General features: G+C 41.6%; 19 protein-coding genes. 15 read left to right on the forward strand and 4 right to left on the reverse strand.

Annotation, left to right across the window (positions count from 1 at the left end; all coding sequences use genetic code 11):
- Nucleotides 1-163: 163 nt before the first annotated feature.
- The 7 genes from carB (at nucleotide 164) to H6G68_RS20360 (ending at nucleotide 9,255) form a co-directional block, all read left to right on the forward strand.
- Nucleotides 164-3,463: a carbamoyl-phosphate synthase large subunit gene (carB, locus tag H6G68_RS20330; RefSeq protein ID WP_190908268.1), complete on the forward strand. Its 3,300-nt coding sequence runs from the start codon at nucleotides 164-166 to the stop codon at nucleotides 3,461-3,463.
- 639 nt (nucleotides 3,464-4,102) lie between these two features.
- Nucleotides 4,103-5,059 carry an RNA polymerase sigma factor, RpoD/SigA family gene (locus tag H6G68_RS20335; protein ID WP_190908269.1) on the forward strand — a complete coding sequence of 319 codons (957 nt, stop codon included), beginning with the start codon at nucleotides 4,103-4,105 and terminating at the stop codon, nucleotides 5,057-5,059.
- Between the two features lie 246 nt (nucleotides 5,060-5,305).
- Entirely contained in the window at nucleotides 5,306-5,650 is a 345-nt protein-coding gene (locus tag H6G68_RS20340) for a DUF760 domain-containing protein (RefSeq protein WP_127053470.1), read from the forward strand.
- A gap of 604 nt (nucleotides 5,651-6,254) precedes the next feature.
- Complete coding sequence (gene mutT, locus H6G68_RS20345) at nucleotides 6,255-6,680, forward strand: 8-oxo-dGTP diphosphatase MutT (protein WP_190908270.1); 426 nt, start codon at nucleotides 6,255-6,257, stop codon at nucleotides 6,678-6,680.
- Between the two features lie 153 nt (nucleotides 6,681-6,833).
- Nucleotides 6,834-7,292 carry a CBS domain-containing protein gene (locus H6G68_RS20350; protein WP_190908271.1) on the forward strand — a complete coding sequence of 153 codons (459 nt, stop codon included), beginning with the start codon at nucleotides 6,834-6,836 and terminating at the stop codon, nucleotides 7,290-7,292.
- Nucleotides 7,293-7,365: 73 nt separating this feature from the next.
- Nucleotides 7,366-8,019, forward strand: coding sequence for a phycobilisome degradation protein NblB (gene nblB, locus H6G68_RS20355; protein ID WP_190908272.1), 654 nt, complete (start codon nucleotides 7,366-7,368; stop codon nucleotides 8,017-8,019).
- A gap of 507 nt (nucleotides 8,020-8,526) precedes the next feature.
- The gene (locus tag H6G68_RS20360) at nucleotides 8,527-9,255 is read left to right on the forward strand and encodes an LEVG family PEP-CTERM protein (RefSeq protein WP_190908273.1); all 729 of its coding nucleotides are present in this window, start codon (nucleotides 8,527-8,529) and stop codon (nucleotides 9,253-9,255) included.
- 153 nt (nucleotides 9,256-9,408) lie between these two features.
- Here the strand turns inward: H6G68_RS20360 and H6G68_RS20365 are convergent, their stop codons facing one another.
- From H6G68_RS20365 to rpaB, 3 genes are all read right to left on the reverse strand, one after another.
- Complete coding sequence (locus H6G68_RS20365) at nucleotides 9,409-9,927, reverse strand: DUF456 domain-containing protein (protein WP_190908274.1); 519 nt, start codon at nucleotides 9,925-9,927, stop codon at nucleotides 9,409-9,411.
- A gap of 80 nt (nucleotides 9,928-10,007) precedes the next feature.
- Nucleotides 10,008-10,646, reverse strand: a complete 639-nt coding sequence (locus H6G68_RS20370; RefSeq protein ID WP_190908275.1) for a cofactor assembly of complex C subunit B — start codon at nucleotides 10,644-10,646, stop codon at nucleotides 10,008-10,010.
- Between the two features lie 134 nt (nucleotides 10,647-10,780).
- On the reverse strand, nucleotides 10,781-11,509 hold the full coding sequence (gene rpaB, locus H6G68_RS20375; protein WP_071188248.1) for a response regulator transcription factor RpaB: 729 nt from the start codon (nucleotides 11,507-11,509) through the stop codon (nucleotides 10,781-10,783).
- Between the two features lie 170 nt (nucleotides 11,510-11,679).
- On the opposite strand from rpaB, the gene radA reads away from it, so the two are divergent.
- Nucleotides 11,680-13,248 carry a DNA repair protein RadA gene (gene radA / locus H6G68_RS20380; RefSeq protein WP_190908276.1) on the forward strand — a complete coding sequence of 523 codons (1,569 nt, stop codon included), beginning with the start codon at nucleotides 11,680-11,682 and terminating at the stop codon, nucleotides 13,246-13,248.
- A gap of 225 nt (nucleotides 13,249-13,473) precedes the next feature.
- A complete protein-coding gene (locus H6G68_RS20385; RefSeq protein ID WP_190908277.1) occupies nucleotides 13,474-14,466 on the forward strand; it encodes a glycosyltransferase family 10 domain-containing protein in 993 nt (330 codons plus the stop codon).
- Between the two features lie 384 nt (nucleotides 14,467-14,850).
- Here the strand turns inward: H6G68_RS20385 and H6G68_RS20390 are convergent, their stop codons facing one another.
- Nucleotides 14,851-15,576 (reverse strand): peptidoglycan-binding domain-containing protein, encoded by a 726-nt coding sequence (locus H6G68_RS20390; RefSeq protein ID WP_190908278.1) that lies wholly within the window; start codon nucleotides 15,574-15,576, stop codon nucleotides 14,851-14,853.
- A 230-nt stretch (nucleotides 15,577-15,806) separates the two neighbouring features.
- Between H6G68_RS20390 and H6G68_RS20395 the strand changes: the two genes are divergently transcribed.
- The 6 genes from H6G68_RS20395 to infB all read left to right on the forward strand — a co-directional run bounded on the left by H6G68_RS20395 (nucleotide 15,807) and on the right by infB (nucleotide 23,414).
- Complete coding sequence (locus H6G68_RS20395) at nucleotides 15,807-17,204, forward strand: hypothetical protein (protein WP_190908279.1); 1,398 nt, start codon at nucleotides 15,807-15,809, stop codon at nucleotides 17,202-17,204.
- A gap of 167 nt (nucleotides 17,205-17,371) precedes the next feature.
- The gene (rimP, locus tag H6G68_RS20400) at nucleotides 17,372-17,833 is read left to right on the forward strand and encodes a ribosome maturation factor RimP (RefSeq protein WP_190908280.1); all 462 of its coding nucleotides are present in this window, start codon (nucleotides 17,372-17,374) and stop codon (nucleotides 17,831-17,833) included.
- A gap of 267 nt (nucleotides 17,834-18,100) precedes the next feature.
- Nucleotides 18,101-19,378, forward strand: coding sequence for a transcription termination factor NusA (nusA, locus tag H6G68_RS20405; protein ID WP_190648701.1), 1,278 nt, complete (start codon nucleotides 18,101-18,103; stop codon nucleotides 19,376-19,378).
- Between the two features lie 141 nt (nucleotides 19,379-19,519).
- On the forward strand, nucleotides 19,520-19,789 hold the full coding sequence (locus tag H6G68_RS20410; protein ID WP_127053480.1) for a YlxR family protein: 270 nt from the start codon (nucleotides 19,520-19,522) through the stop codon (nucleotides 19,787-19,789).
- Nucleotides 19,790-19,981: 192 nt separating this feature from the next.
- On the forward strand, nucleotides 19,982-20,107 hold the full coding sequence (locus tag H6G68_RS27700) for a hypothetical protein (protein ID WP_277925547.1): 126 nt from the start codon (nucleotides 19,982-19,984) through the stop codon (nucleotides 20,105-20,107).
- A gap of 169 nt (nucleotides 20,108-20,276) precedes the next feature.
- On the forward strand, nucleotides 20,277-23,414 hold the full coding sequence (gene infB / locus H6G68_RS20415; protein WP_190908281.1) for a translation initiation factor IF-2: 3,138 nt from the start codon (nucleotides 20,277-20,279) through the stop codon (nucleotides 23,412-23,414).
- Nucleotides 23,415-24,014 lie beyond the last annotated feature (600 nt).

Below are 24,014 nucleotides of genomic sequence, written 5' to 3' on the forward strand. Positions count from 1 at the left end.
AATTTTTAATTTTTTTTAATTCCGCCCTGCGGTACTAGTCATTAGTTACGACATTACCTCTGGGACATAAAAACCTGGAAACCTTGATAATAAATGGCATGATGAGGGTTAAAGACCCTTAAAATAGTCAAGATTTGTATTCTTGTCATCTAAGGTAAAAACTATGCCCCGTCGTGAAGACCTCCGAAAAATTCTCCTGTTAGGTTCAGGTCCAATTGTAATTGGCCAAGCCTGTGAATTTGATTATTCTGGAACTCAAGCCTGTAAAGCATTGCGAGAAGAAGGCTATGAAGTGGTGTTGGTTAATTCCAACCCTGCAACCATTATGACTGACCCGGAAACAGCCGATCGCACTTATATTGAACCGCTGACACCGGAAATAGTAGAAAAAGTTATCGCTAAAGAACGTCCAGATGCCCTATTACCAACGATGGGAGGACAAACCGCCCTCAACCTGGCTGTAGCTTTGGCGAAAAATGGTGTTTTAGATAAATACAACGTTGAGTTAATTGGTGCGAAATTACCAGCGATTGAAAAAGCCGAAGACAGAAAACTGTTTAACGAAGCAATGGCTAAGATTGGGGTAGCAGTCTGTCCCAGTGGTACAGCCTCGACTTTAGAAGAATCGAAAGCGATCGCACGCCAAATCGGTACATATCCCCTAATCATCCGTCCAGCCTTTACAATGGGTGGTACGGGTGGCGGTATCGCCTACAACAAAGAAGAATTTGAAGAAATGGCACAAGTGGGTATTGATGCCAGTCCCGTGTCTCAAATTCTCATTGACCAGTCTCTACTCGGCTGGAAAGAATATGAATTAGAAGTCATGCGTGACTTAGCAGATAACGTGGTGATTATCTGTTCTATCGAAAACATTGACCCTATGGGTATTCACACTGGGGATTCAATTACCGTCGCCCCCGCCCAAACCCTCACCGATAGAGAATATCAACGGTTGCGGGATATGGCAATTAAAATCATCCGCGAGATTGGTGTAGAAACTGGCGGTTCTAATATCCAGTTTGCCGTTAATCCCGTTGATGGGGATGTGGTTGTCATTGAAATGAACCCTCGTGTATCCCGCAGTTCTGCATTGTCTTCTAAAGCCACCGGGTTTCCCATTGCCAAAATAGCGGCTAAATTAGCTGTGGGTTACACCTTGAATGAACTGCAAAACGATATCACCAAAAAAACTCCCGCTTCCTTTGAACCGACAATTGATTATGTGGTGACAAAAGTCCCCCGTTTTGCTTTTGAAAAGTTTCCCGGTTCAGATCCTGTGCTGACTACACAAATGAAGTCTGTTGGGGAAGCGATGGCCATTGGTAGAACATTTAACGAATCTTTCCAAAAAGCCTTACGTTCTTTAGAAACAGGACGGGCTGGTTGGGGTTGTGACAAAGCCGAAAAATTACCCAGTGGAGAACAAATTCGCGCCCAGTTACGGACACCGAACCCAGATAGAATTTTCTCTGTGCGTCATGCGATGCAACTAGGGATGACTAATGAAGAAATTTATGAACTAACGGCTATTGACCCTTGGTTTTTAGATAAATTGCAACAACTGCTAGAAGTAGAAAAATTTCTGAAACGCACACCCTTAAAGCAGTTGACTAAAGAGAAGATGTATGCAATTAAAAGAGATGGATTTAGCGATCGCCAAATTGCCTATGCTACCAAAACAAATGAAGATGAAGTTCGGGCATATCGCAAACAGCTAGGAGTGATTCCTGTTTACAAAACGGTCGATACCTGCGCGGCTGAGTTTGAAGCATTAACTCCATATTACTATTCCACCTACGAAGAAGAAACGGAAGTTTTACCCACCGAAAAACCCAAGGTGATAATTTTGGGTGGTGGACCAAACCGAATTGGACAAGGAATTGAATTTGACTATTGTTGTTGTCACGCTGCCTATGCTTTACATGGTGCAGGCTATGAGACAATTATGGTCAACTCTAACCCAGAGACAGTTTCTACAGATTACGATACCAGCGATCGCTTGTATTTTGAGCCGTTAACCAAAGAAGACGTTCTCAACATCATCGATACGGAAAACCCGGTGGGGATAATTGTCCAGTTTGGGGGACAAACACCATTAAAATTAGCAGTTCCGTTGCAGCAATATTTAGAGCAACTAGCGAGTGGTGATATTTACCAATGTCCTGTTCCTAGTCCTGATTTCCCCATTCCCAAAATTTGGGGTACATCCCCCGATTCTATCGACATGGCAGAAAATCGCGAGCGATTTGAAAAGATTCTCAATAAATTGAATATTGCTCAACCGCCTAATGGTATGGCCAGAAGTTATGAAGATGCTTTAATTGTCGCTAAACGTATTGGTTATCCTGTGGTTGTGCGTCCTAGCTATGTGTTGGGGGGAAGGGCGATGGAAATCGTCTATTCTGATGCGGATTTAGAACGTTACATGACTTTTGCGGTGTTGGTAGAACCAGAACACCCAATTTTGATTGATAAGTTCTTAGAAAATGCCATTGAAGTTGATGTAGATGCGATCGCCGACCATACTGGTAGAGTCGTAATTGGTGGCATCATGGAACACATCGAACAAGCGGGGATTCACTCAGGCGATTCGGCTTGTTCCTTACCTTCTATTTCTCTATCTCCAGCAGTGCTAAATCAAATTCGCACTTGGACGGTGCAACTAGCACAGGAGTTATCTGTTGTGGGTTTGATGAATATTCAGTTTGCTGTGGTTGGTGCAAATAGCTATTCTCCCCAAGTTTACATTTTGGAAGCTAACCCCAGGGCATCCCGTACAGTTCCTTTTGTTTCTAAAGCCACGGGTGTACAACTGGCAAAACTTGCGTCCTTAATTATGTCGGGTAAAACCTTAGAGGAGTTGAACTTTACCAAAGAAGTTATTCCCTCTCATATTGCGGTCAAAGAAGCCGTATTACCTTTTAATAAATTCCCTGGTACAGATACCATTTTGGGGCCGGAAATGCGTTCAACTGGTGAAGTGATGGGCATCGATAGCGACTTTGGCCGCGCTTTTGCCAAGGCTGAATTGGCAGCAGGTGAACGCTTACCTCTCAAAGGTACTGTATTCGTGTCCATGAGCGATCGCGATAAATCTGCTGCGGTAGATGTAGTCAGAGAGTTTATAACTTTAGGCTTTACCGTTATGGCTACCCAAGGTACACGCCAAGTCCTTCAAGAACAAGGGTTAGAGATTCAGTCAGTACTCAAACTCCATGAAGGTCGTCCCAATGTCCTCGATGCTATCAAAAACCAAAAAATCCAACTGATCATCAATACGCCTTCTGGGGAAGAAGCCCATACTGATGCGAGATTAATTCGCCGCACCGCCTTAGCTTACAAAATTCCGATCATTACCACAATCGCCGGGGCCAAAGCCACAGTTGCAGCTATCCGTTCCCTGCAAAATACGACTTTGGACGTAAAAGTCATTCAGGAATACTGCCCCATTAGTCAGTAGATAGGGTGATGAGATGATGGGATGATGGGGTGACACGGGGACGCGGTGATTGGGAGGTGGGGTGACACGGGGACGCGGTGATGGGGTGACGCGGGGACGCGGAGAAAATGAAGAATAACTTAAATCCCCAATCTCCTATACCCAATACCCAATCCCCAATTCCTAATCCCCAAAACATTAAGCAATTATTATGGGAGAACAATTATAGTTATCATTGAGATATTTTAACAAATATGAGAAAGCAATTTTCTGGGGTAAGAAATTGCTGCAAGTGCCTTCAAATATAGGCTATTGAGTAAAATTACTGCAATAAGCGACTTTAAAAAGCCACGAAATTACGGGTTTCTCGGTAGTCAAATTCTTCTCATAAATGTTACAATTGTTAATAATCTAAATAAAACTAAAAATGTTCTACTTGTTACCTTATATCTAACTCTAGGTACTTGTGATTACGAGGAAGTAACTGTAACGTCTAGCAGTTAATGACCTCATTTGACTAAATATGAGCAGCCGAGTTTATCGAGCGTGTAAGTCGCAAACCTTAGTATGGTTTCCCAGCTTGACTGGATAGCACCCTAAGAAGGCATTTATAAATCAATGACCCTACTAGCAAACCCGTCATCACCAAAGAGTAGCGCCATGAAGACCGCTCAGACAGCCACAGACCTTGTGCGGACTTACCTGCGGGAGATTGGCCGTGTGCCACTTCTCACCCACGAAGAAGAGATTTGTTATGGTAAACAGGTGCAACGATCTACCAGCTTAAATGAAGTAAGAGAAAACCTTGCTCTCCAGTTAGATCGTGAACCAACCTTAGAAGAATGGGCTCAAGCGGCAAAACTAGAACCAGCAGAGTTAAACGAAGTAATCGCTGATGGTGAAATCGCCAAGCGCAAGATGGTAGAAGCCAATTTGCGGCTGGTTGTATCTGTTGCCAAAAAGTACATTAAGCGCAATGTCGATTTACTCGACTTGATTCAAGAAGGCAGCATTGGTATGCAACGTGGGGTAGAAAAATTTGACCCTACCAAAGGTTATAGATTTTCTACTTATGCCTATTGGTGGATACGTCAAGCCATTACTCGTGCGATCGCGGAAAAAGCACGCACTATTCGCTTGCCTATTCATATTACTGAAAAATTAAATAAAATTAAAAAAGCTCAACGCCAATTGTCACAAAAACTGGGACGTGCGCCCACAGCTATAGAATTAGCTCAAGAATTAGAACTGACACCTAAACAGGTGCGAGAGTGTCTAGAAAAAGCTCGTCTACCTTTATCTCTAGATTTGCGACTAGGAGATAATTACGACACCGAACTCGGAGAAATGTTAGAAGATACAGGCGCATCTCCAGAAGATTTTGTCATGCAATCTTCCTTATCTTATGACTTAGAGCGTTTAATGGCAGAACTCACCCCACAACAGAAGGAAGTGATTAAGCTGCGCTTTGGGTTAATCGACGGACAAGCCTTGACTCTCGCCAAAATAGGTGAACTTCTCAATATCAGCAGAGAAAGAGTTCGGCAAATTGAGCGCGAAGCCTTAACAAAACTTCGCAAGTCTAAAACCAATATCAATGAGTATCTTGCTAGTTAGGGGCTTGGGGATTGGGGACTGGGGAGATGGGGGAAACAAAGAATAGTTTTTTATTACCAATCACCCATCACCTATTCGCAAAATTACCACGCTTTTGGTACGGTTAAACCGACTCCCTGGAAAGGAAGAACCTGTTAGATTAATTGACATGAATATATAATTGTCAGTTAAATCCAATACAACATAGGTTATTGATTATCCAGTCACAAACACCGCAATTAACAGTGGTAGTAAAGGAGATAAAAGGTGAATAACCAACCAAAACGAGTCTCAGAATTTTTTGATAGTGAGTCCGAAACCAGCAATTTACTGTGGCAGTATGTTAAATCATTGAGTCCAGAAACAGTTAACCAACTATCCAAACCAACTTCTCCAGAAGTTTTCCAGGTGATGGAACGCAATATTATGGGACTTTTGGGCAACCTACCTCCTGAACATTTTGGTGTCACCATCACCACCAGTCGGGAAAATTTAGGTCGGCTACTAGCCTCTGCTATGGTTAGCGGTTACTTTTTGCGTAACGCTGAACAGAGAATGAGTTTTGATACAGCTTTGCAAGGAACTGAAATCAATAATAGTGATCTCGAATAAACTCTAGTATCGCAGGGCGGAATTAAAAATTGAAAATTAAAAAAGCAGATTACATAAGCTTTTTATTAATTTTTAATGGTCAGTTATTTCCGCCGCCCACTTATATCATGTTCAGTTAAAGACTTATCATTCAGGAACCGCAGGGGGAAAAAGAATTATCCAACTATTTGCACAAACGCAGGAATTATTACTAAGAGTAAAAAATTTATAATCACAAAAAACAAGTGATAAATAAATACAAAATCGGCAGGCATCAAGTCAGTCTGCCAATTTTTATTAGCGGTCATTTATCTGCCCTTCGGGCAAGGCAGGAGGCAGAAGGGATTAATTTGATATGAAAACAACAGCCTCTATGCCTTGCCCATTTGGGTTTAATACCCCCAGTAAATAAAAGATTTACTGGTCTTCGTTAAGGAGGGGTTTGAATCCCCTTCTTAACGCCTTCAGCATAGCTGCCCTCGTACTTCTGCCTTCTTCAAAAAAAAATTCTATTAAATACCCACATCACTACTATAAACTAAATATAGCGCTTTATTACAGCAGTAATTTAGCCTACTAAAAACTTACTTAATCATTAATTATTCTTCCCATCTACTATCCAATCATGAATGCAATCAGTTCTCTTCCACCCCATAAAATTATTGGTGTTGCTGTTATTTGGAACAAGCAAGAGCAAATTTTAATTGATCGTCGTCGTCCAGGAGGGACAATGGGTGGTTTATGGGAATTTCCAGGGGGCAAAATTGAGCCTGGTGAAACTATCGAAGAGTGTATTCAAAGGGAAATTTATGAAGAACTGGGTATAGAAATTACAGTTGGAGAACATCTCATTACTATTGATCATACTTATAAACATTTGCAAGTTACTTTAACTGTGCATCACTGTTACCATTTAACAGGGGTTCCCCAAGCAATAGAATGTGATGAAATCCGTTGGGTAAAGTGGGATGAATTAGATCAATTTACTTTTCCTGAAGCGAATGTAGAAATTATTGCTGCTTTGCAAAAGAGTAAAAATTATACTTTTTAGAATATTTGTTAAACTAAGGCTTAAAATAAATATATTCCCAACAGGTAAAAATTGATTCAATTGAAAGTAACAATCTATTAACAATATTTATTTATCATCCTCCAATTTCTTAGAATAATTAAAAAGACTTTTATAAAAGGTGTAAGTAAAAAAATGTCTAAAACTGTTGCTGACGTGATGAGCCATGATCCGATTATGGTTCGTCCTGAAACTCCTTTAAAAGAAGCTATTCAAATTTTGGCAGAAAAGCGAATTAGCGGTTTACCTGTAATTGATGATGCAGGTAAATTGGTCGGTATCATATCAGAAACAGACTTGATGTGGCAAGAAACTGGTGTGACTCCGCCCGCATACATTATGTTTTTGGATAGTGTGATTTATTTACAAAACCCTGGTGCTTATGAACGAGATTTACATAAGGCTTTGGGACAAACTGTGGGAGAGGTAATGAGTAAAAATCCTGTGACTATTTCTCCTGATAAACCCCTCAAAGAAGCTGCAAAAAGAATCCAAGAACATAAAGTTCATCGACTCCCAGTGCTTGACAGTATAGGTAAAGTTATTGGTATTCTGACTCGTGGGGACATTATTCGCGCCATGGCCGCAGAGTAGGGACTGGGGAAATTTTCCGAATTACGAATTACCCATTACCAATCACGATTTTAACAATTTAGGATAATTAAAAATGAGTATTTCCGCCGAATCTGTAAAAGAATTACTGGGTTCTGAGAATTTAAGCGATCGCTTGCGTGCTGTCAATCAAATTCGGGAACTAGAACCGAAAGCTGCTTTGGAACTAATTAAAATTGGTGTTACTGATAGTAATTCCCGTGTCCGTTACTCGGCTGTAAGTCAAATGGATACGCTGGGAACCCAGGATTTAGATTTATCTTTGCATATGTTGCGGGATTTACTCAATGATCCGGAGGCTGATGTCCAAGCAGCAGCAGCAGATTGTTTGGGTGCGCTAAAACTACAAGCAGCTTTTGAAGATTTACAGCAGCTTTACCATACCACCCCTGAATGGCTCGTACAGTTTAGCATCATCGCTACATTAGGAGAGTTGGGTGATCCTCGTAGCTTTGAACTCCTCAAAGAAGCACTTTCTTCAGATAATGGGTTAATTCAAACTGCTGCGATTAGTTCTCTTGGGGAATTAGGAGATGTAGAAGCTGTTCCTCTCTTAGTTCCTTATGTTATTAATCCAGATTGGCAAGTACGTTACAGAGTTGTCCAAGCTTTAGCTCGTTTGGGTGGTGCGGAAGCTAAATCTATTTTAGAGACTCTGGTAAATGATGAAGTAGAAGCAATAGCAAATGAAGCGAAAAGAGCTTTGTAATTTAGCTTAATCAATATGCTCCACTTGCATATATCGGGTATCTACTGTTCATATTGGTTTTTAGGTCAGCCCGAAAATACCACTTATATTGTGGGGATACAGCGTTGCTGTGTCCCTATTTTGTATAAAATTCCCGCCAAACATTATTTAATTTACTAGCTCAATTTGACCTAATATCGCAATCCTATTGGAGTTGAGAACTTATCGGTGAGTCAAGGGAACAGGGAACAGAAGTGTTCATGAATCATGTAGGACTGCTATATATATAGACATATTGCCTGAATATCTTGCCTGAAGAGCTTTTTGCATATTTTAACTTTACCAAATATATTGAATGAACTATTTCTAGTATGAGGTTAGTATAAATATAGGCATTGTTTTTTAAAGATTGTGTAAACTAAGTAATAAATCCTGTTTACTTAAGTAAATATCCCAGTATAATGTCTATTGTGTATGAAGCAAAAAATATCCTGCCTCCAAAATCACACTTACAGAGCAATTCAACAAATGACATCATTCAAATATTTAGTAACTACAGTTGCTGTATCAACCTTGGGCTTAAGCTTATTCGGTGGTTTATCACAGGCTCAAGCGGCTTCCTTGGTTCCATCGACCGAAGGAGAAGTGATTAATAGCGAAGTAAATGGGTCTCCCCTGGGTTACACAATAACAAGTTTGGACTATGATGGACCAGGCGGTAACAAACCAAGCCGTTTGTTTGTCGATGATAGAACAACAGAAAATGACTACGGTTCTGTCAAATTTGGGAAGCTAGATGTAGGAACTAACCCCGATGGTTTTTGGTTCCGTCCCGTAGCTGTTGACAGTAAGGGTAACCCCGTTGAAAATAAGGCTCCATTGAAGGGTCAATTGGAAGTTGGTAAATTCAACTTTAATTTCGGTGCTATCGCTAAAACACTGAAGCTAAGTTTCTTTGACGTAGAAGATATAGGCACTTTAATTAACAATATAGTTGGTACTGGTGTAAACCCAGCCAATATATCAATTGCTCCGGGTGCTGACAGTAATATCCAGACAGTAATATTAAACAATGTCACATCATTCGACCTTAAACTTGGTCTAATCGGTGGTGCTAAATTTCCCCTTACTGGCGATGGTGTTCGTCTGAAAATAGAAACCGTACCTGAACCTACAACTATTCTTGGACTGGGTGCTTTAGGTTTAGCTGGTGCATTTGGTTTGCGTAAAGGCAAAAAAAGCTCACCAGTAGTTTAGTCTTTACTTGGTTTTTACATTGTTTGATGTCCGTAAGAAGTGAAAATTGTACTGCAATGATTATACCTTTTGCCTGCCCGCGCAGGCTTTCTTTTTTGATTGATTTCCTACAACAACATCCTTCGCTTCTTTAAGAAGTCGGGGATTTAAATTCTAACCACCGTATACTTGAGGCCAGGTTGTCCATAGAAAAACTATCACCGCACCAACCGCGAGAATACCTTGAATTAAATTCCCTACCAGGGTTCCTACTGTAATTCCTATACCAGCTTTCACTGCCAGTCCTAAGTCACGACAGTAAATATACTCACCAATAATTGCACCTAAAAGTGGCCCCAGTAGAATTCCTAATAATGGACCGCCAAAGGGTAATGCTGGTAATAATCCGAAGAATCCCAGTAACAATCCCACGACAGCACCAATTTGCCCCCATTTACTAGCGCCGGCTTGTTTTGCGCCCAAATAGCCAGCTAGGAAGTCTACTCCCATACTCAGAAGTAGAACAATAATTGTCACTATGAGGGGAATCTTAATCGCTGCAAAGGAACTACTGACAATTCCCCAAATAATAATGGCAATTAAAATTAAGCTGCTTCCAGGTATAGCCGGAACTACAGCACCAATAATACCTACGATCATGACGGCTACTAACAGCCAGTAAATAATTTGCATAATTCGTAATTGAGCGTAGTCAGGACTTCAGTCTTTATTTTCTCAGCACTTTAGTGCTGACTACAAAACCTTAAAACTAACTACTCCCCAAGTGTAACAGCTAATTTATCGGCAATTCCCGCAATCCAGTTCTCATCTTGCTTGGTATAACTGCGTGGAGCATTTGCCCCTAAAATCAATACACCTTGAGCACCGATAGGTTGACAAATTACACCTTGTGTGTTTTCAGGTAAATAATCAAATTCTATTTTGCCTGGATATACATACAAAGCAACCAGATAAATTGGCTTTTGTGTTTCCAGGACTCTTTTTAAGATAGTTCCTGGTATAACTTCAGATTTAGGAGCCAGAACACCGCGACGTAACAAAACTTTACCTTGATAGTAAACGATGAGCGATCGCGTCACTGTATTAGTTAATAATAAATGCGATGCCCACGCTAGTTCTGTTTTCACGGCTTCTGGTAAATCTACCGCTAAGAAAAAACCTTCTTCTCCAATCAGTTCTACTGTATCAGGTGTGCGAGGTTGTACCTGTTGCCAAATTAAACCCGTTAAGATTAACACCGCACTCAGAATCACCCCCAGCACATCACCACGCGCTTGGGAATTAGTGAGTTCTGGTGTCAAAAACCGATTAATCAACAAAAGTACAGCACCTAAACCCCCCACGACTAGGGGTAAACGCCGCAAAACTCGATTGGGATCAGATTTAGTCATTGGTAATTGGTAATTGGTAATTGGTGATTGGTAATTGGGGAAGAATATTTATCTTTCCACCTGCTCCCTCCTCCCTGCTCCCCCTGCTTTTTCTCTGTCACCTGTCACCTGTCACCTGTCACCTGTCACCTTCTTCACTCTTCTCCTGCTTCCAGTATGCGTTGAAAGAGATAACCAGTACCTCTGGCTGTGAGAATCAATTCTGGGTTACTGGGATCATCTTCCAATTTTGCCCGCAACCGGGAGATATGCACATCTACCACGCGAGTATCCACGTGACGTTCGGGTGTGTATCCCCAAACTTCTTGCAAAATTTCTGAACGGGAAAAAGCTTCTCCAGAGCGACTTACTAACAACTCTAGTAAACTAAATTCCATACCAGTCAAGCGAATGCGCTCATCACCTTTGTAGACTTGGCGTTTATTGGTATCAATTCTGATATTCCCGACATGAATCACCCCAGAACTGGGAATACCAGTGGCACCGGTTTTGTCTACCCGTCGCAACACTGAACGAATTCGCGCTTCTAGCTCTTTAGGGGAGAATGGTTTAACTACATAGTCATCAGCACCTAATTCCAATCCCGTGATGCGATCGGCTACATCCCCCAAAGCTGTTAGCATAATGATGGGGACATCTGATTCCTTACGTAATTCTTGACAAACACCATAGCCATCCAGCTTTGGCATCATCACGTCCAATACTACTAAGTCTGGTTCAGTTTTGCGAAAGGTTTCTAAAGCTTCTTCACCGTCGCCAGCAGTTACTACATCGTAGCCAATCATGGAAAGGCGCGTTTCCAAAATCCGGCGAATGCTGGCTTCGTCGTCTACTACCAGGATTTTTTCTTTATGACTTTCCAAGTTTCCCTAAGCTCCCTAACTAAAATCTTACATGATGAATTTTTAATACCATAATATTAAGATATCATTCCATCAACTGATTAGAAAAAAGCCGTAACTATTACTATGATTGGACTTCTGTTTTTTATAAAACTTAAGGAACAATTAAGATTTTTTAAGAAAAACTAAGCATGGCAAAGCCAAAAACCTTTTTCATTTGTAACGACTGTGGTGCAGAATCTTCCCAGTGGTTTGGCAAGTGTCCAGCTTGCGGCACATACAACTCTCTAGAAGAGCAGATATCCATCCAGTCATCTGTAGATATATCCAGTCGCGGGGGAGTAGGTAATTGGCACGCTGCTCAAACTAATGCTAAATCTGCTAACAAATCAGCTAAACCCGCTAAAGCAAGAGCTTCTCTTACCTTTGATCAAATTAGCGATCGCCAAATTGCTCGTTGGGAATCTGGTTATGGAGAATTAGATCGGGTACTGGGTGGCGGGGTTGTACCTGGTTCGATGGTGCTAATTGGCGGTGATCCAGGAATTGGTAAATCGACTCTGCTATTACAAGTATCCAATCAATTGGCGCAAAAATACCGCATCCTCTACGTCACTGGGGAAGAATCAGGACAACAGGTAAAATTACGCGCTTCGCGTTTGGGAATGTCAAAACCTTTAACTGTAATTACTGAGGAAAAGCAAAGTGAAGAAATAGGGGAAACAGAAACTAATAATTTACAGGAAATTACTGAAGTAGAAATCGATCCCGACAGTATTGGCGCAGACTTATATGTCTTGCCAGAAACGGATTTAGAAGAAATATTGCGGGAAATAGATTCCCTAAAACCAAATGTGGCAGTGATTGATAGTATACAAACTGTATTTTTTCCAGCTTTGACATCTGCACCAGGATCAGTGGCACAGGTAAGGGAATGTACAGCAGCCTTGATGAAGGTGGCAAAACATGAAGATGTCACCATGTTAATTGTCGGACACGTCACCAAAGAAGGCGCGATCGCAGGGCCAAAAGTTTTAGAACATCTAGTTGATACAGTATTGTATTTTGAAGGCGATCGCTTTGCCTCCCACCGATTATTAAGAACAGTAAAAAACCGTTTCGGAGCAACACACGAAATTGGTATATTTGAAATGGTATCTGAAGGATTAAGAGAAGTTGCCAACCCTTCCGAGCTATTTTTAGGCAATCGTGATGACCCCGCACCTGGTACAGCCATAGTCGTAGCTTGCGAAGGAACGCGGCCGATAGTTGTAGAATTGCAAGCTTTAGTCAGTCCTACCAGTTACCCTTCTCCCCGTCGTGCTGGAACTGGCGTAGATTATAACCGCTTAGTGCAAATTCTTGCCGTGCTAGAAAAGCGAGTAGGGATACCAATGTCGAAATTAGATTCCTATGTAGCATCTGCTGGGGGTTTGAACGTAGAAGAACCGGCAGTAGACTTAGGAATAGCGATCGCTATTGTTGCTAGTTTCCGAGACCGAATAGTTGATCCCGGTACAGTTTTAATTGGAGAAGTAGGGTTAGGTGGACAAGTGCGATCAGTGTCCCAAATGGAACTGCGGTTGAAAGAAGCAGCGAAATTAGGCTTTAAAAGAGCGATCGTTCCCAAAGGAACAAAATTCCCCGACTTGAATATCGAGATTTTACCAGTATCCAAAGTAATAGATGCGATAATTGCTGCTATCCCCCATCAGGAACTGACAGAAGAAGATTTAGAACCAGATGAGGAAGATGAGTAACCGCAGCTGCACTCCCAGCGATCACCACCTAGAAAAAACACTAAGACCGTAAGGCTAGACTTGATAATCAATAAGGTAAAATAGGTAACAAGGCTAGGAACACAATCATAAAGAACATCACTGACAATAACTGTTGTTTTTTTACAACTTTAGCAGGCAGTAAATTGTTTAACCTTTATTTGTGTTTACATTCTGATCTTGAGAGTTTAATAAAGGACTTGAGGCATGAAATTTTGTGAAAAGAACCCGGATGGAGTAGGAGCATTAAAGCAACTTCTTTCTGGGAAAGACATACATGGAAATTCAGGTTTATCCTATCTGGAATCTCAGGGATATTACTACACATCAAATCCACAGGAAGCTGATTTGTTTATCTCCATGAATGGCCAATTTTTGCCACAGTTTTCCCTGCGGCGTACAATCCTCATAATTACAGAACCTTACTCTAGATACAGCAAAATGTATGGCACGAAATATAAAAAGCTGTTTGGTGGATTTTTAGGTATCAGCAGTTCCAGTAGTGTCTCTGATGATGAATTTTATTTAGGACCTCAAGATTTTTCCTCAATTCAAGAATTCCAAGAAAAACCAGAGTATACGCTGGCTATGGTTCATCAGAGATATAAAAAAGAATGTAGAAATTTACAGGGTGATATTGAAAGAGAGAAAGCCGTCAGCTTTTTTGATAACGTATTTGGGGATGATTTTCACACCTATGGAAGAGTTTGGGATAAGACACTCCCTTGGAATAATATTGGTTGGAAGGGAGTACTTAAAGGCTCAATTATGGGAAATGATAAATTAGAAAAACTCAGAAATTACAAATTTCTCATTTGCTTTGAAAACAGTCGAGAAGATGGCTACATTACAGAAAAGATATTTTCAGCATTCTTTTCTGGAGCAATACCTATATATTTTGGCGCTCCTGATATTTCCACTCACATTCCCAAGGAATGTTATCTAGAGTTCGATGGATCAGACTATGAGGAATTATACAAAAGGATGATGAGTATAACACCCTCAGAGTTTGAACATATAAGAAATAATATCAAAACATTTTTATCATCTACAGATGGAGCAAAATTTACATCTATATCTTTGGCTAAAAAGCTGGAATTTCATTTCAACAGATTAAAAAATGTACCCAATTATCCTTATTCACCCCAAGAATTATGGAGGAAATCAAGATTCATATTGCTCAAAAAGTTTGACATTTAAGTTCAATTTTATAACTTCATATTGTTGTTTTTTGGGAAAAGCATTAAACCCTATTTCACACTACTAAGTAGGTTAAGCTTAAACACATCAAATAAATATAACCTCCAACAACCTCTACCTAACCCTCCCCTCTTAGAAGAAAGAAAAGGAAAAACTTTTTTTCCTAGAAGGGATATTCAAAGTCTCTCACCTGTTAGAGAAAAGGTTTTAGGTTTAATTAAGTGTATTTACTTTTCTGAATGTGTAAACTAAATGCGTAACAGCTTACCTCCCAGGCACAGGAAAGACGGTTCACCATTCAGTATATTTTTATGCTGGATGATGACCGTCCTTCCTTTCTACCCAAGCCTAAAGACAGACCTTAAGAAGAAATAAATCAGCAGCTTAGGGGGTTGGTGTTGTTGTTGGTGTAGCAGTCGGTGTAGCTGTTGGTGTAGCAGTCGGTTTAACTGTTGGTGTAGCAGTCGGTTTAACTGTTGGTTTAGCAGTCGGTGTAGCTGTTGGTGTAGCAGTCGGTTTAACTGTTGGTTTAGCAGTCGGTTTAACTGTTGGTTTAGCAGTCGGTTTAACTGTTGGTTTAGCAGTCGGTGTAGCAGTCGGTGTTGGTGACGGTGTAGCTGTTGGTGTTGTTGGTAGGCCGATAACTGTCTTAGCTTCTTCATTCAACTTTTGACGAAGTGCTAAATCAGCAATACCAGTTTCCGTTAATTGATTTTTTTTCTGATACTCCTTCACTAATTCTTCCAGCCGAGTGCTGTAAAATTGATCGCGGGGCAGGAGAGGATTAGGCTTCAGCACAGCATTTAAATTCCCTTGGAGAATTTGCACAATGTTAGCTGCAAAAGCTTGAGTTTTTGGGCCTGCTTGACCATCAACATTTAACCTGTAGCCTTTTTGAAACTCGCTAATTGCTTTTTTAGTTTCCTCATCGGTCAATGAATCATTTGTTACTTTGACCTTATAGCCCAAGCCACGCAGTACAGCCCGAAATTCTTGCGGCTTGTAATTACGCTGACGGACAGCAAACGCTGTACCTGAAATCACAGTGCTAACTGTTAATACACAGATAACAGCAATAGTTGCCTTTGATTTTCCCAAATCACACCACATTCTTACAACTCCTTTGGATGAAATCAGCAAAATAGAAATACTAACAGAAGTATCTTAAGTTTCTGTAAGCTGTTATTTTTCAAATATTCATGAATTTTGATTAATTAGAATCTGATTGATTATTAACCACTATGAATCAATTTTTGTTTGACATCTATCAATAGTCAGATATTTTATTGGCAGCGCTAAAAACATAAAGATCGTGAGTTGTATATACTTAGTAAATATAAATGCGTAAATTAAAATCCCCCAAGCAACGAAATCTATGGTTTGAAAGGTTAATGGCAATTACTGCCACTGTTAACTTAGGTTTAGTTTTGTTTGATATGAGCTACGTACAATGGAGAGATTTCTATTACCGAATAATTCCTCAAATTACGTACATTTATGACCCTATTAAAGGTATTGAACCCCATCGAGACACGAAAAAATATCTGGAAACAGTAACGGAACTAGAACAACAGATCAGCCAAACAGGGCTAAACTCACCTGAGGTAAAAATCAAGCTAGAGGAAATGAAGCGTCTCAGTAGCGAGATGATTGATAGTAATCCCTTTGTGGGTGCAGGTAAGAGTGGATCTCTGGAAAAAATTAAAAACCGGATGCGGGAACACATTGGACAAGAATCGGCAAAACTCGCCTTTGCTACTTTTTGGAGTCCGGTGTATTTATCTAAGCATGGTTGGATTCAAGAAATCAATTTTTTCAACCAGCAAATTCGCCCTTCGATTGCTACCAACTATTATCGCAAAATAGGTGAGAATGGGGAATTTTTGGATGATTTCTGGCTAATTGATTTACCGTTCTTAGTCATATTTGGTTTGGATATGCTAGGACGTACTTTCTATATTAAACGCCAAAATCGCAATTTAAGCTGGTTAGAAGCGATATTGTGGCGTTGGTATGACTTATTTTTACTAATTCCGTTTTGGCGTTGGCTGCGCTTTATACCAGTATTGGTGCGTTTAGATCAAGCACAGTTAATTAATCTATATTTAGTCAGACGACAAATTCACCAAGGTATATTGTCCAATTTTGCCGAAGAAATCACAGAAATTGTGGTAGTGCGGGTAATCAACCAGGTTCAGGGATCGATTCAGCGAGGTGAGATCACGCGCTGGCTGTTACAGCCAGAAAAAGAACGTAGATACATAGATATTAATAATATAAATGAAATAGAAGCGATCGCGGGACTTTTGGTACAAACCATAGTCAATCAAGTACTACCCAAAATTCAGCCAGAAATTAATGCCATTTTGCGTCACAACATTGAAACAGCTTTCCAGCAAGTACCACTTTATCGTAATTTGCTGAAGCTTCCAGGAGTGACACAGGCACAAACACAGCTAAGTGAGCAACTAGCAACTCAAATCACCACTAATCTATATATTGCTTTGGTTAGCGCCATTAAAGATCCAGTAGCAGCCAAACTTTCAAGTCAGTTATTAGAAAAATTTACTACTGTCTTTAGTTCCGAACTTCAAGAAAAACACGTACTTAGAGAAATTCAAAGTTTACTCAATGACTTTTTAGAAGAAGTCAAAATTAACTACGTTCAACGCTTATCCCAAGAGGATATTGACCAGATTATCGAGCAAACACGACAAATGCGATCCCTGCGTCCTTAGCCTTGCGATCGCCAGCATATGTTCAGACAACTGATAACTGATAACTGAAAAAAATACGCTACACTCATGTTAGGGGCGAACCGACATTGGTTCGTCACAAGACTTCTTGGAAGATATCCCTATCGCAGGAAGTGGGTCGAAGCCCACTTTTTTTATTGAATTCTCGCATGACTCATCCCTTAGTTCCACAAATTATTGACTTGGCCACACCAGTAGCAGAAGAACTCGGATTGGAAATTGTAGGCGTAGTTTTTCACACAAATCAAAGTCCACCAGTTTTGCGGGTAGATATTCGTAATCCTCAACAGGATACTGGTCTCGATGATTGTGAGCGAATGAGCCGTGCTTTAGAAGCCGAATTAGATGTGGCAGAGATCATTCCAGATGCTTATATGTTAGAAGTATCTAGCCCTGGAATTTCGAGGGAACTGGTGACTGACAGGGAATTTATTTCCTTTAAGGGATTTCCAGTAGTTATCTCCACTTCTCCACCCCACAACGGACAACAAGAGTGGATTGGTCACTTAATTCGCAGGGATGAAACAACAGTTTACTTAAACCAAAAAGGTCGTGTAGTGGGAATTCCCCGTTCCCTAATTACCAGGGTGCAGATTGATGAGCGTCACTAATCAGGTTTAGATTTTAGATTTTAGCTTAGGGGTTTTAGATAAGAATGTAAGAGGATATTTTAAAAGTTATTGGTGATGTATCAAATACTTTTAACTTCCCTGAAATCCCTGTGAAAAGGGTAACAATGAGAAGATTATTCCCCCTTTTTAAAAGGGGTATAGTGGGATATTGATACAACTTGATACTGTACAAACATCCTTATAAAAGGCAAAATCTAAAATCCAAAATTGTCCTGGGTGATTAAATGAAAATGAAGGAGCTTGCTTATGTCAATGGTCACTTTACCTGGATTAAAAGATTTAATTGAAAGTATCAGCCGTGAGCGAAACTTACCCCGATTAGCAGTTCAATCAGCTATTAGAGAAGCACTACTTAAAGGTTATGAACGCTATCGTCGCGCCCAAAATTTAGAGCGCAAACAATTCGATGAAGATTATTTTGATAATTTTGAAGTAGAACTTGATATTGATGGAGAAGGATTTCGCGTTCTTTCTACTAAAACCATCGTTGAAGCAGTTAACAACTCCGACCATCAAATTTCCCTAGACGAAGTGCAACAAGTAGCGCCAGAAGCTCAATCTGGAGACTCCGTAGTACTGGATGTCACCCCAGACCAAGGAGAATTTGGGCGCATGGCTGCCATGCAAACAAAGCAAGTATTGGCACAAAAATTGCGAGATCAACAGCGCCAAATGGTGCAAGAAGAGTTCCAAGATTTAGAAGGAACAGTTCTGCAAGCCAGAGTTCTGCGGTTTGAGCGCCAATCTGTGATTTTGGCAGTTGCCAGTGGTTTTGGTCAGCCAGAAGTAGAAGCTGAATTACCAAAGCGGGAACAATTACCTAACGATAATTATCGGGCAAATGCCACATTTAAGGTCTATCTCAAAAAAGTTTCCCAAGGTCAGCAACGTGGACCACAGTTGTTGGTTTCCCGTGCCGATGCTGGTTTGGTAGTTTATTTATTTGCCAACGAAGTACCGGAAATTGAAGATGAAGTAGTACGAATTGTGGCAGTAGCTAGAGAAGCTAATCCTCCTTCCCGTTACGTAGGTCCCCGGACTAAAATTGCAGTAGATACCCTAGATCGTGATGTAGACCCAGTTGGGGCTTGTATTGGCGCTAGAGGATCACGAATTCAAGTTGTAGTCAATGAATTGCGGGGAGAAAAAATAGATGTAATTCGCTGGTCTCCTGACCCAGCCACCTACATCGCTAATGCCTTGAGTCCAGCACGGGTAGATGAAGTGCGCCTGATGGACCCGGAAACACGCCAAACCCACGTCCTAGTTGCTGAAGATCAACTGAGTTTAGCTATTGGTAAAGAAGGACAAAATGTCCGATTAGCTGCCCGCTTGACTGGTTGGAAAATCGATATTAAAGATAAAGCTAAATATGACCATGTAGCAGAGGATGCTAAATTTATGGCTGTCAGGGCAAAATATCAACCGGAGGATGATGAAAATGATATGGAGGAACTAGAGGATGAAAATCAATACGAATTAGAATTAGAGGAAGATAATTTTGACACCAGAGAGGAAAATTAATTCTCAAGTGCTTTTGGAAGTTTGTTGTCTGTTAACTGTCAGCCATCAAACATAAACAGGAAAGCATTTGTCAGGTGTCAAAATAGACAAGAGCTAATTTTTGGCAACCACAAACACCTGACCTGACTGAACATAAGCCCGATGAAACCAAATTATCGGCGTTGCATTAGTTGTCGTCGAGTAGGATTAAAAGAAGAGTTTTGGCGGATAGTCCGCGTCTTTCCATCTGGAAAGGTACAATTAGATCAGGGCATGGGGCGTTCTGCCTATATTTGTCCCCAAACTAGCTGCCTACAAGCGGCTCAGAAGAAAAATAGATTAGGGCGATCGCTACATGGAACAGTGCCAGAAACACTGTATCAAACATTGTGGCTGCGTCTAACCCAAAACAATACCCAAAATCAAATTTAATTGGAACAACTTGACAACGATAATCTCTAGAGCAATTGTGACGAAAGCCGAACAATTCGCACTCTCATCACACCCTCTGGTATCGTTGGGGTTAGTGCCAAAATAGTAAATGGGTGTCAAAGGCAAGCGCCTCTCCAAAATTAAAGAGGGACGACGAAGCAATACTCCCAAAAAGTTTTACTTGATTGTGTTGTGGAAGACTCAGAATCAGCAAAACAAGAACCATTAGCATGGCAACCTGGTAGCGCTAAAGCGCAGTTCGGCGTTGGGGTTCTTCACAAAATTTTTGTTGAAAAAACTTTTGTGGATGCCCATTAACCACCACTCTAGGTGGTGATGCCAGCGGTAAACCGAAACATCTCTCTTTCCTAATTGGAGGCACCGGCAACATCACCAAGGGCAACCTAAAAAACAGTGATCAAAGGATGGAGATGTCACAAACCAGGCAACCATCCGCTAAAACTGTAAATTAAAGGGGAAAGAGTGGATGAACAACGGCAAAGTTAGAATCTACGAATTATCAAAGGAATTGAATTTGGATAACAAGGAGCTATTAGCAATTTGCGACCAGCTCGACATTGCGGTCAAAAGCCATAGCAGCACGATTTCAGAATCCGAAGCTGAACAAATTCGTATGGCTGCGGAAAAACTGGCAACTACGAGTGTCACGTCAAAAAAGGAACAAGGTACAAATAGTCATAAACCAAATTCACCCCAACCTGGCGGACGTAACCGACCTGCTCCAGCAAATAAACAGCAAATTTTGGAAATTCGCAAACCCAAAATATTGAGAAACACTACCTCCAACGCCCCAGAGGCGTCAGTTGCTAACAATACCCAAGTTGCTTCGTCTGATAGCCTGAGTGGCATATCCCTTCGGGAGCCGGAGGCATCAGACATGGTCAATTCTCCCTCACCTCCACGGCCTTTCGCTACACCAGTCTCACCCATGAAGCCGACGGCACCAACTCGACCTGTACCCCGGAATCAATCGGAGACCCCGCAGAAACCTAATATCGCGGAACCGGATCAGACACCTAATCCAAACCCGATACCGGAAAAAATAGCAGCGGAAAAACCAGAAAAAGTAGTTTCCCCAAGGCCAAAACCAGAAAAAGCACCAAAACCTCAACTGGTGAGTCCACCGACAAGACCTGCGGAGGAAACCGAATCTGCCAGTGAGCAGCTATCTCAGGCAGAAAAACCGATCCTTAAACGAGACCAACCTAAGCCAAAAGTCGGCAAGCCAACCACAGATCAGACCCCGCAGGCAGCACCACAAAGGCAGACTCGTTCAACTCCCTCACCGCTAAAACCGGAACAGAGGGGAAGTAGACCATCTGCACCTGGAACATCAACGGATGTCCAACGGCCAAGACCAGCACGTCCTGGTGAATCGCCTGTTGCGCCAATCGCTACTCCACCAAGACACATGGTGGGAGCAGGGGCAAAGAAAGAGGGCATGGATGATGCACCAATCGCACCTGATCTCCTCGATTTAAAACGCCCAACACCACCTCGCCTAGCTAAAGGCGGCAAAAAGTGGCAGGAAGAGGAAATAATTGACGAGATTAAAGAGAAGGCTAAGATTGGGCCGAAAGGCAAGCGAGTCAAACCCATCCTCGATGATGATTTTGAAGAGGACGATTTACTGGATGAAGAGGGTCTGGAAATTCCAGCAACCGTCCAGGTCAGTCTTTCCATAGCCCGTCCTCCTAAGCCCAAGTCTACTCGTCCTGCACAGCAACCAACATTAGTTGCTGCCGCACCAACTACGAGAAATAAAAAATCTGGTTCTTACCGCGACCAAAACCGTCGTCAACAAGAAGTAGAGGTCAAACAAGAACGTCCAGCAAAACTGGTCGTCACAGGACCGCTGACAGTACAAGAGTTGGCTGAGGGCTTGGCCGTTGCCGATACAGAGATTGTGAAAATCCTGTTTATGAAAGGCATGGCCGTAAGTATCACCCAAAATCTGGATATTCCGACAATTACTCTGGTAGCCAAAGAACTAGAAGTAGAAGTAGAAGTCGCTGAACCAGAAGCCGAAGCCAGGAAAGTCACAGAAATGATTGACGTGGCAGACTTGGAACACTTGATTCGCCGTCCGCCTGTTGTGACAATTATGGGTCACGTAGACCACGGGAAAACCACTCTACTCGACTCAATTCGCAAAACTAAAGTGGCTGCTGGTGAAGCAGGCGGTATTACACAGCACATTGGTGCATACCATGTGGATGTGGAACATGAGGGCAAACCACAACAGATAGTCTTCCTAGATACTCCTGGACACGAAGCTTTCACAGCTATGCGAGCCAGAGGAGCGCGGGTGACAGACATTGCTGTACTGGTAGTGGCTGCCGATGATGGTGTCCGTCCCCAAACTATCGAAGCTATTAGCCATGCTCAAGCAGCGGGAGTTCCCATTGTTGTCGCAATCAACAAGATTGACAAGGAAGGCGCACAGCCTGAGCGCGTCAAACAAGAACTAACCAATTATGGTCTGACAGCAGAAGACTGGGGCGGTGAGACAATCATGGTTCCTGTCAGCGCGATCAAGGGCGAAAATCTGGATACCCTGTTGGAAATGATCTTGCTGGTAGCTGAGGTAGGAGAACTATCTGCTAACCCAAATCGTGTGGCTAAGGGAACAGTAATTGAGGCTCATTTGGATAAAGCCAAGGGTGCAGTTGCTACCTTGCTGATTCAGAACGGAACTCTCCACGTTGGAGATATGCTGGTAGCTGGCTCGGCATTTGGTAAAGTCCGGGCAATGGTTGATGACAGAGGCAAACGTGTAGAAATTGCTAGTCCTTCCTTTGCCGTTGAGGTACTGGGTTTAAGTGATGTCCCAGCCGCTGGGGATGACTTCGAGGTCTTCCAGAACGAAAAAGAAGCACGAGCTTTAGCAAGCGATCGCGCCGACAAACAACGCCAATCTCGCTTGTTACAAGGACGTGTAACCCTCACAACCCTATCGGCTCAAGCACAAGAAGGCGAGTTGAAAGAACTCAACTTGATCCTCAAGGGAGATGTTCAAGGTTCTGTAGAAGCCATTATCGGCTCTCTCAAGCAAATTCCACAAAACGAAGTCCAAATTCGGATGCTGTTGGCTACTGCTGGCGAAATCACAGAAACAGATATCGACTTAGCTGCTGCTAGTAACGCCGTTATCATTGGCTTCAACACTACCTACGCCAGTGGCGCTAGGCAAGCCGCCGATGAAGCGGGTGTGGATGTGCGGGAATACAACATCATCTACAAACTCCTGGAAGATATCCAAGGAGCTTTGGAAGGTCTTCTTGAGCCAGAATTGGTAGAGGAATCCTTGGGACAAGCAGAAGTACGTGCCGTCATCCTCATCGGTCGTGGTGCAGTTGCAGGTTGCTATGTTCAATCTGGTAAGGTAGTTCGTAATTCCAAACTGCGAGTACGTCGTGGTAATAAAGTGATCTACGAAGGCGTTCTTGACTCCCTCAAACGGATTAAAGAAGATGCCCGCGAGGTTAACTCTGGTTATGAATGCGGTATCAACATTGATAAATTCCATGACTGGGCTGAAGGTGACATCATCGAAGCCTATCAGATGGTCACCAAGCGTCGTACTTTAACACTGACTAAGTAGTGTTGAGTAGAGAGTGCTGAGTGCTGAATGAATTTATGAGTGTTGGGTTGAAGCTATTTTTGGTTCAACACTCAAAAAAAGAAAACTCAGCACTCATGACTCATATAATTTAAAAAAATTCTCTGTTTAATTAACAACAAGTTATACCAGTTTAGATTTTGGATTTTGGATTTTGGATTTGGCAAAAGTTGTTACATAAACTTTTGCTCCTTCCATCGGTCTCAATCATTTTTTAAATTGGGATTATTTTTGCAAATTCCTCTGAGTCTAATGCCAGTTTTAGTGACTAATGACACAGAATTTGCTGCTATAGAACCGTTATCTTTAGAAAAGATTAAGTAAAAATTGGCCATTTTCAGGCTACGCAAGAATCACATCTTGTTTTCTGAGATAGATTTTAGGTTTGGTTTGCACTGTTCATATCTTCCCCCTGATGGGTAAAACAAATCATCAATCCAAAATCCAAAATCTAAAACTGTTGGACTATAAAAGTTCAATCAGTGAAAAGTGAACTGTTAAGAGTGATAAAGCGAATGCTGGGGAACTTAAACCCAGTCATGAAACTGATAACTGATAACTCTTAAAAATGAAGAATGAGGG

The organism is Anabaena catenula FACHB-362 (genome assembly GCF_014698735.1).
Taxonomy (GTDB): domain Bacteria; phylum Cyanobacteriota; class Cyanobacteriia; order Cyanobacteriales; family Nostocaceae; genus Anabaena; species Anabaena variabilis_A.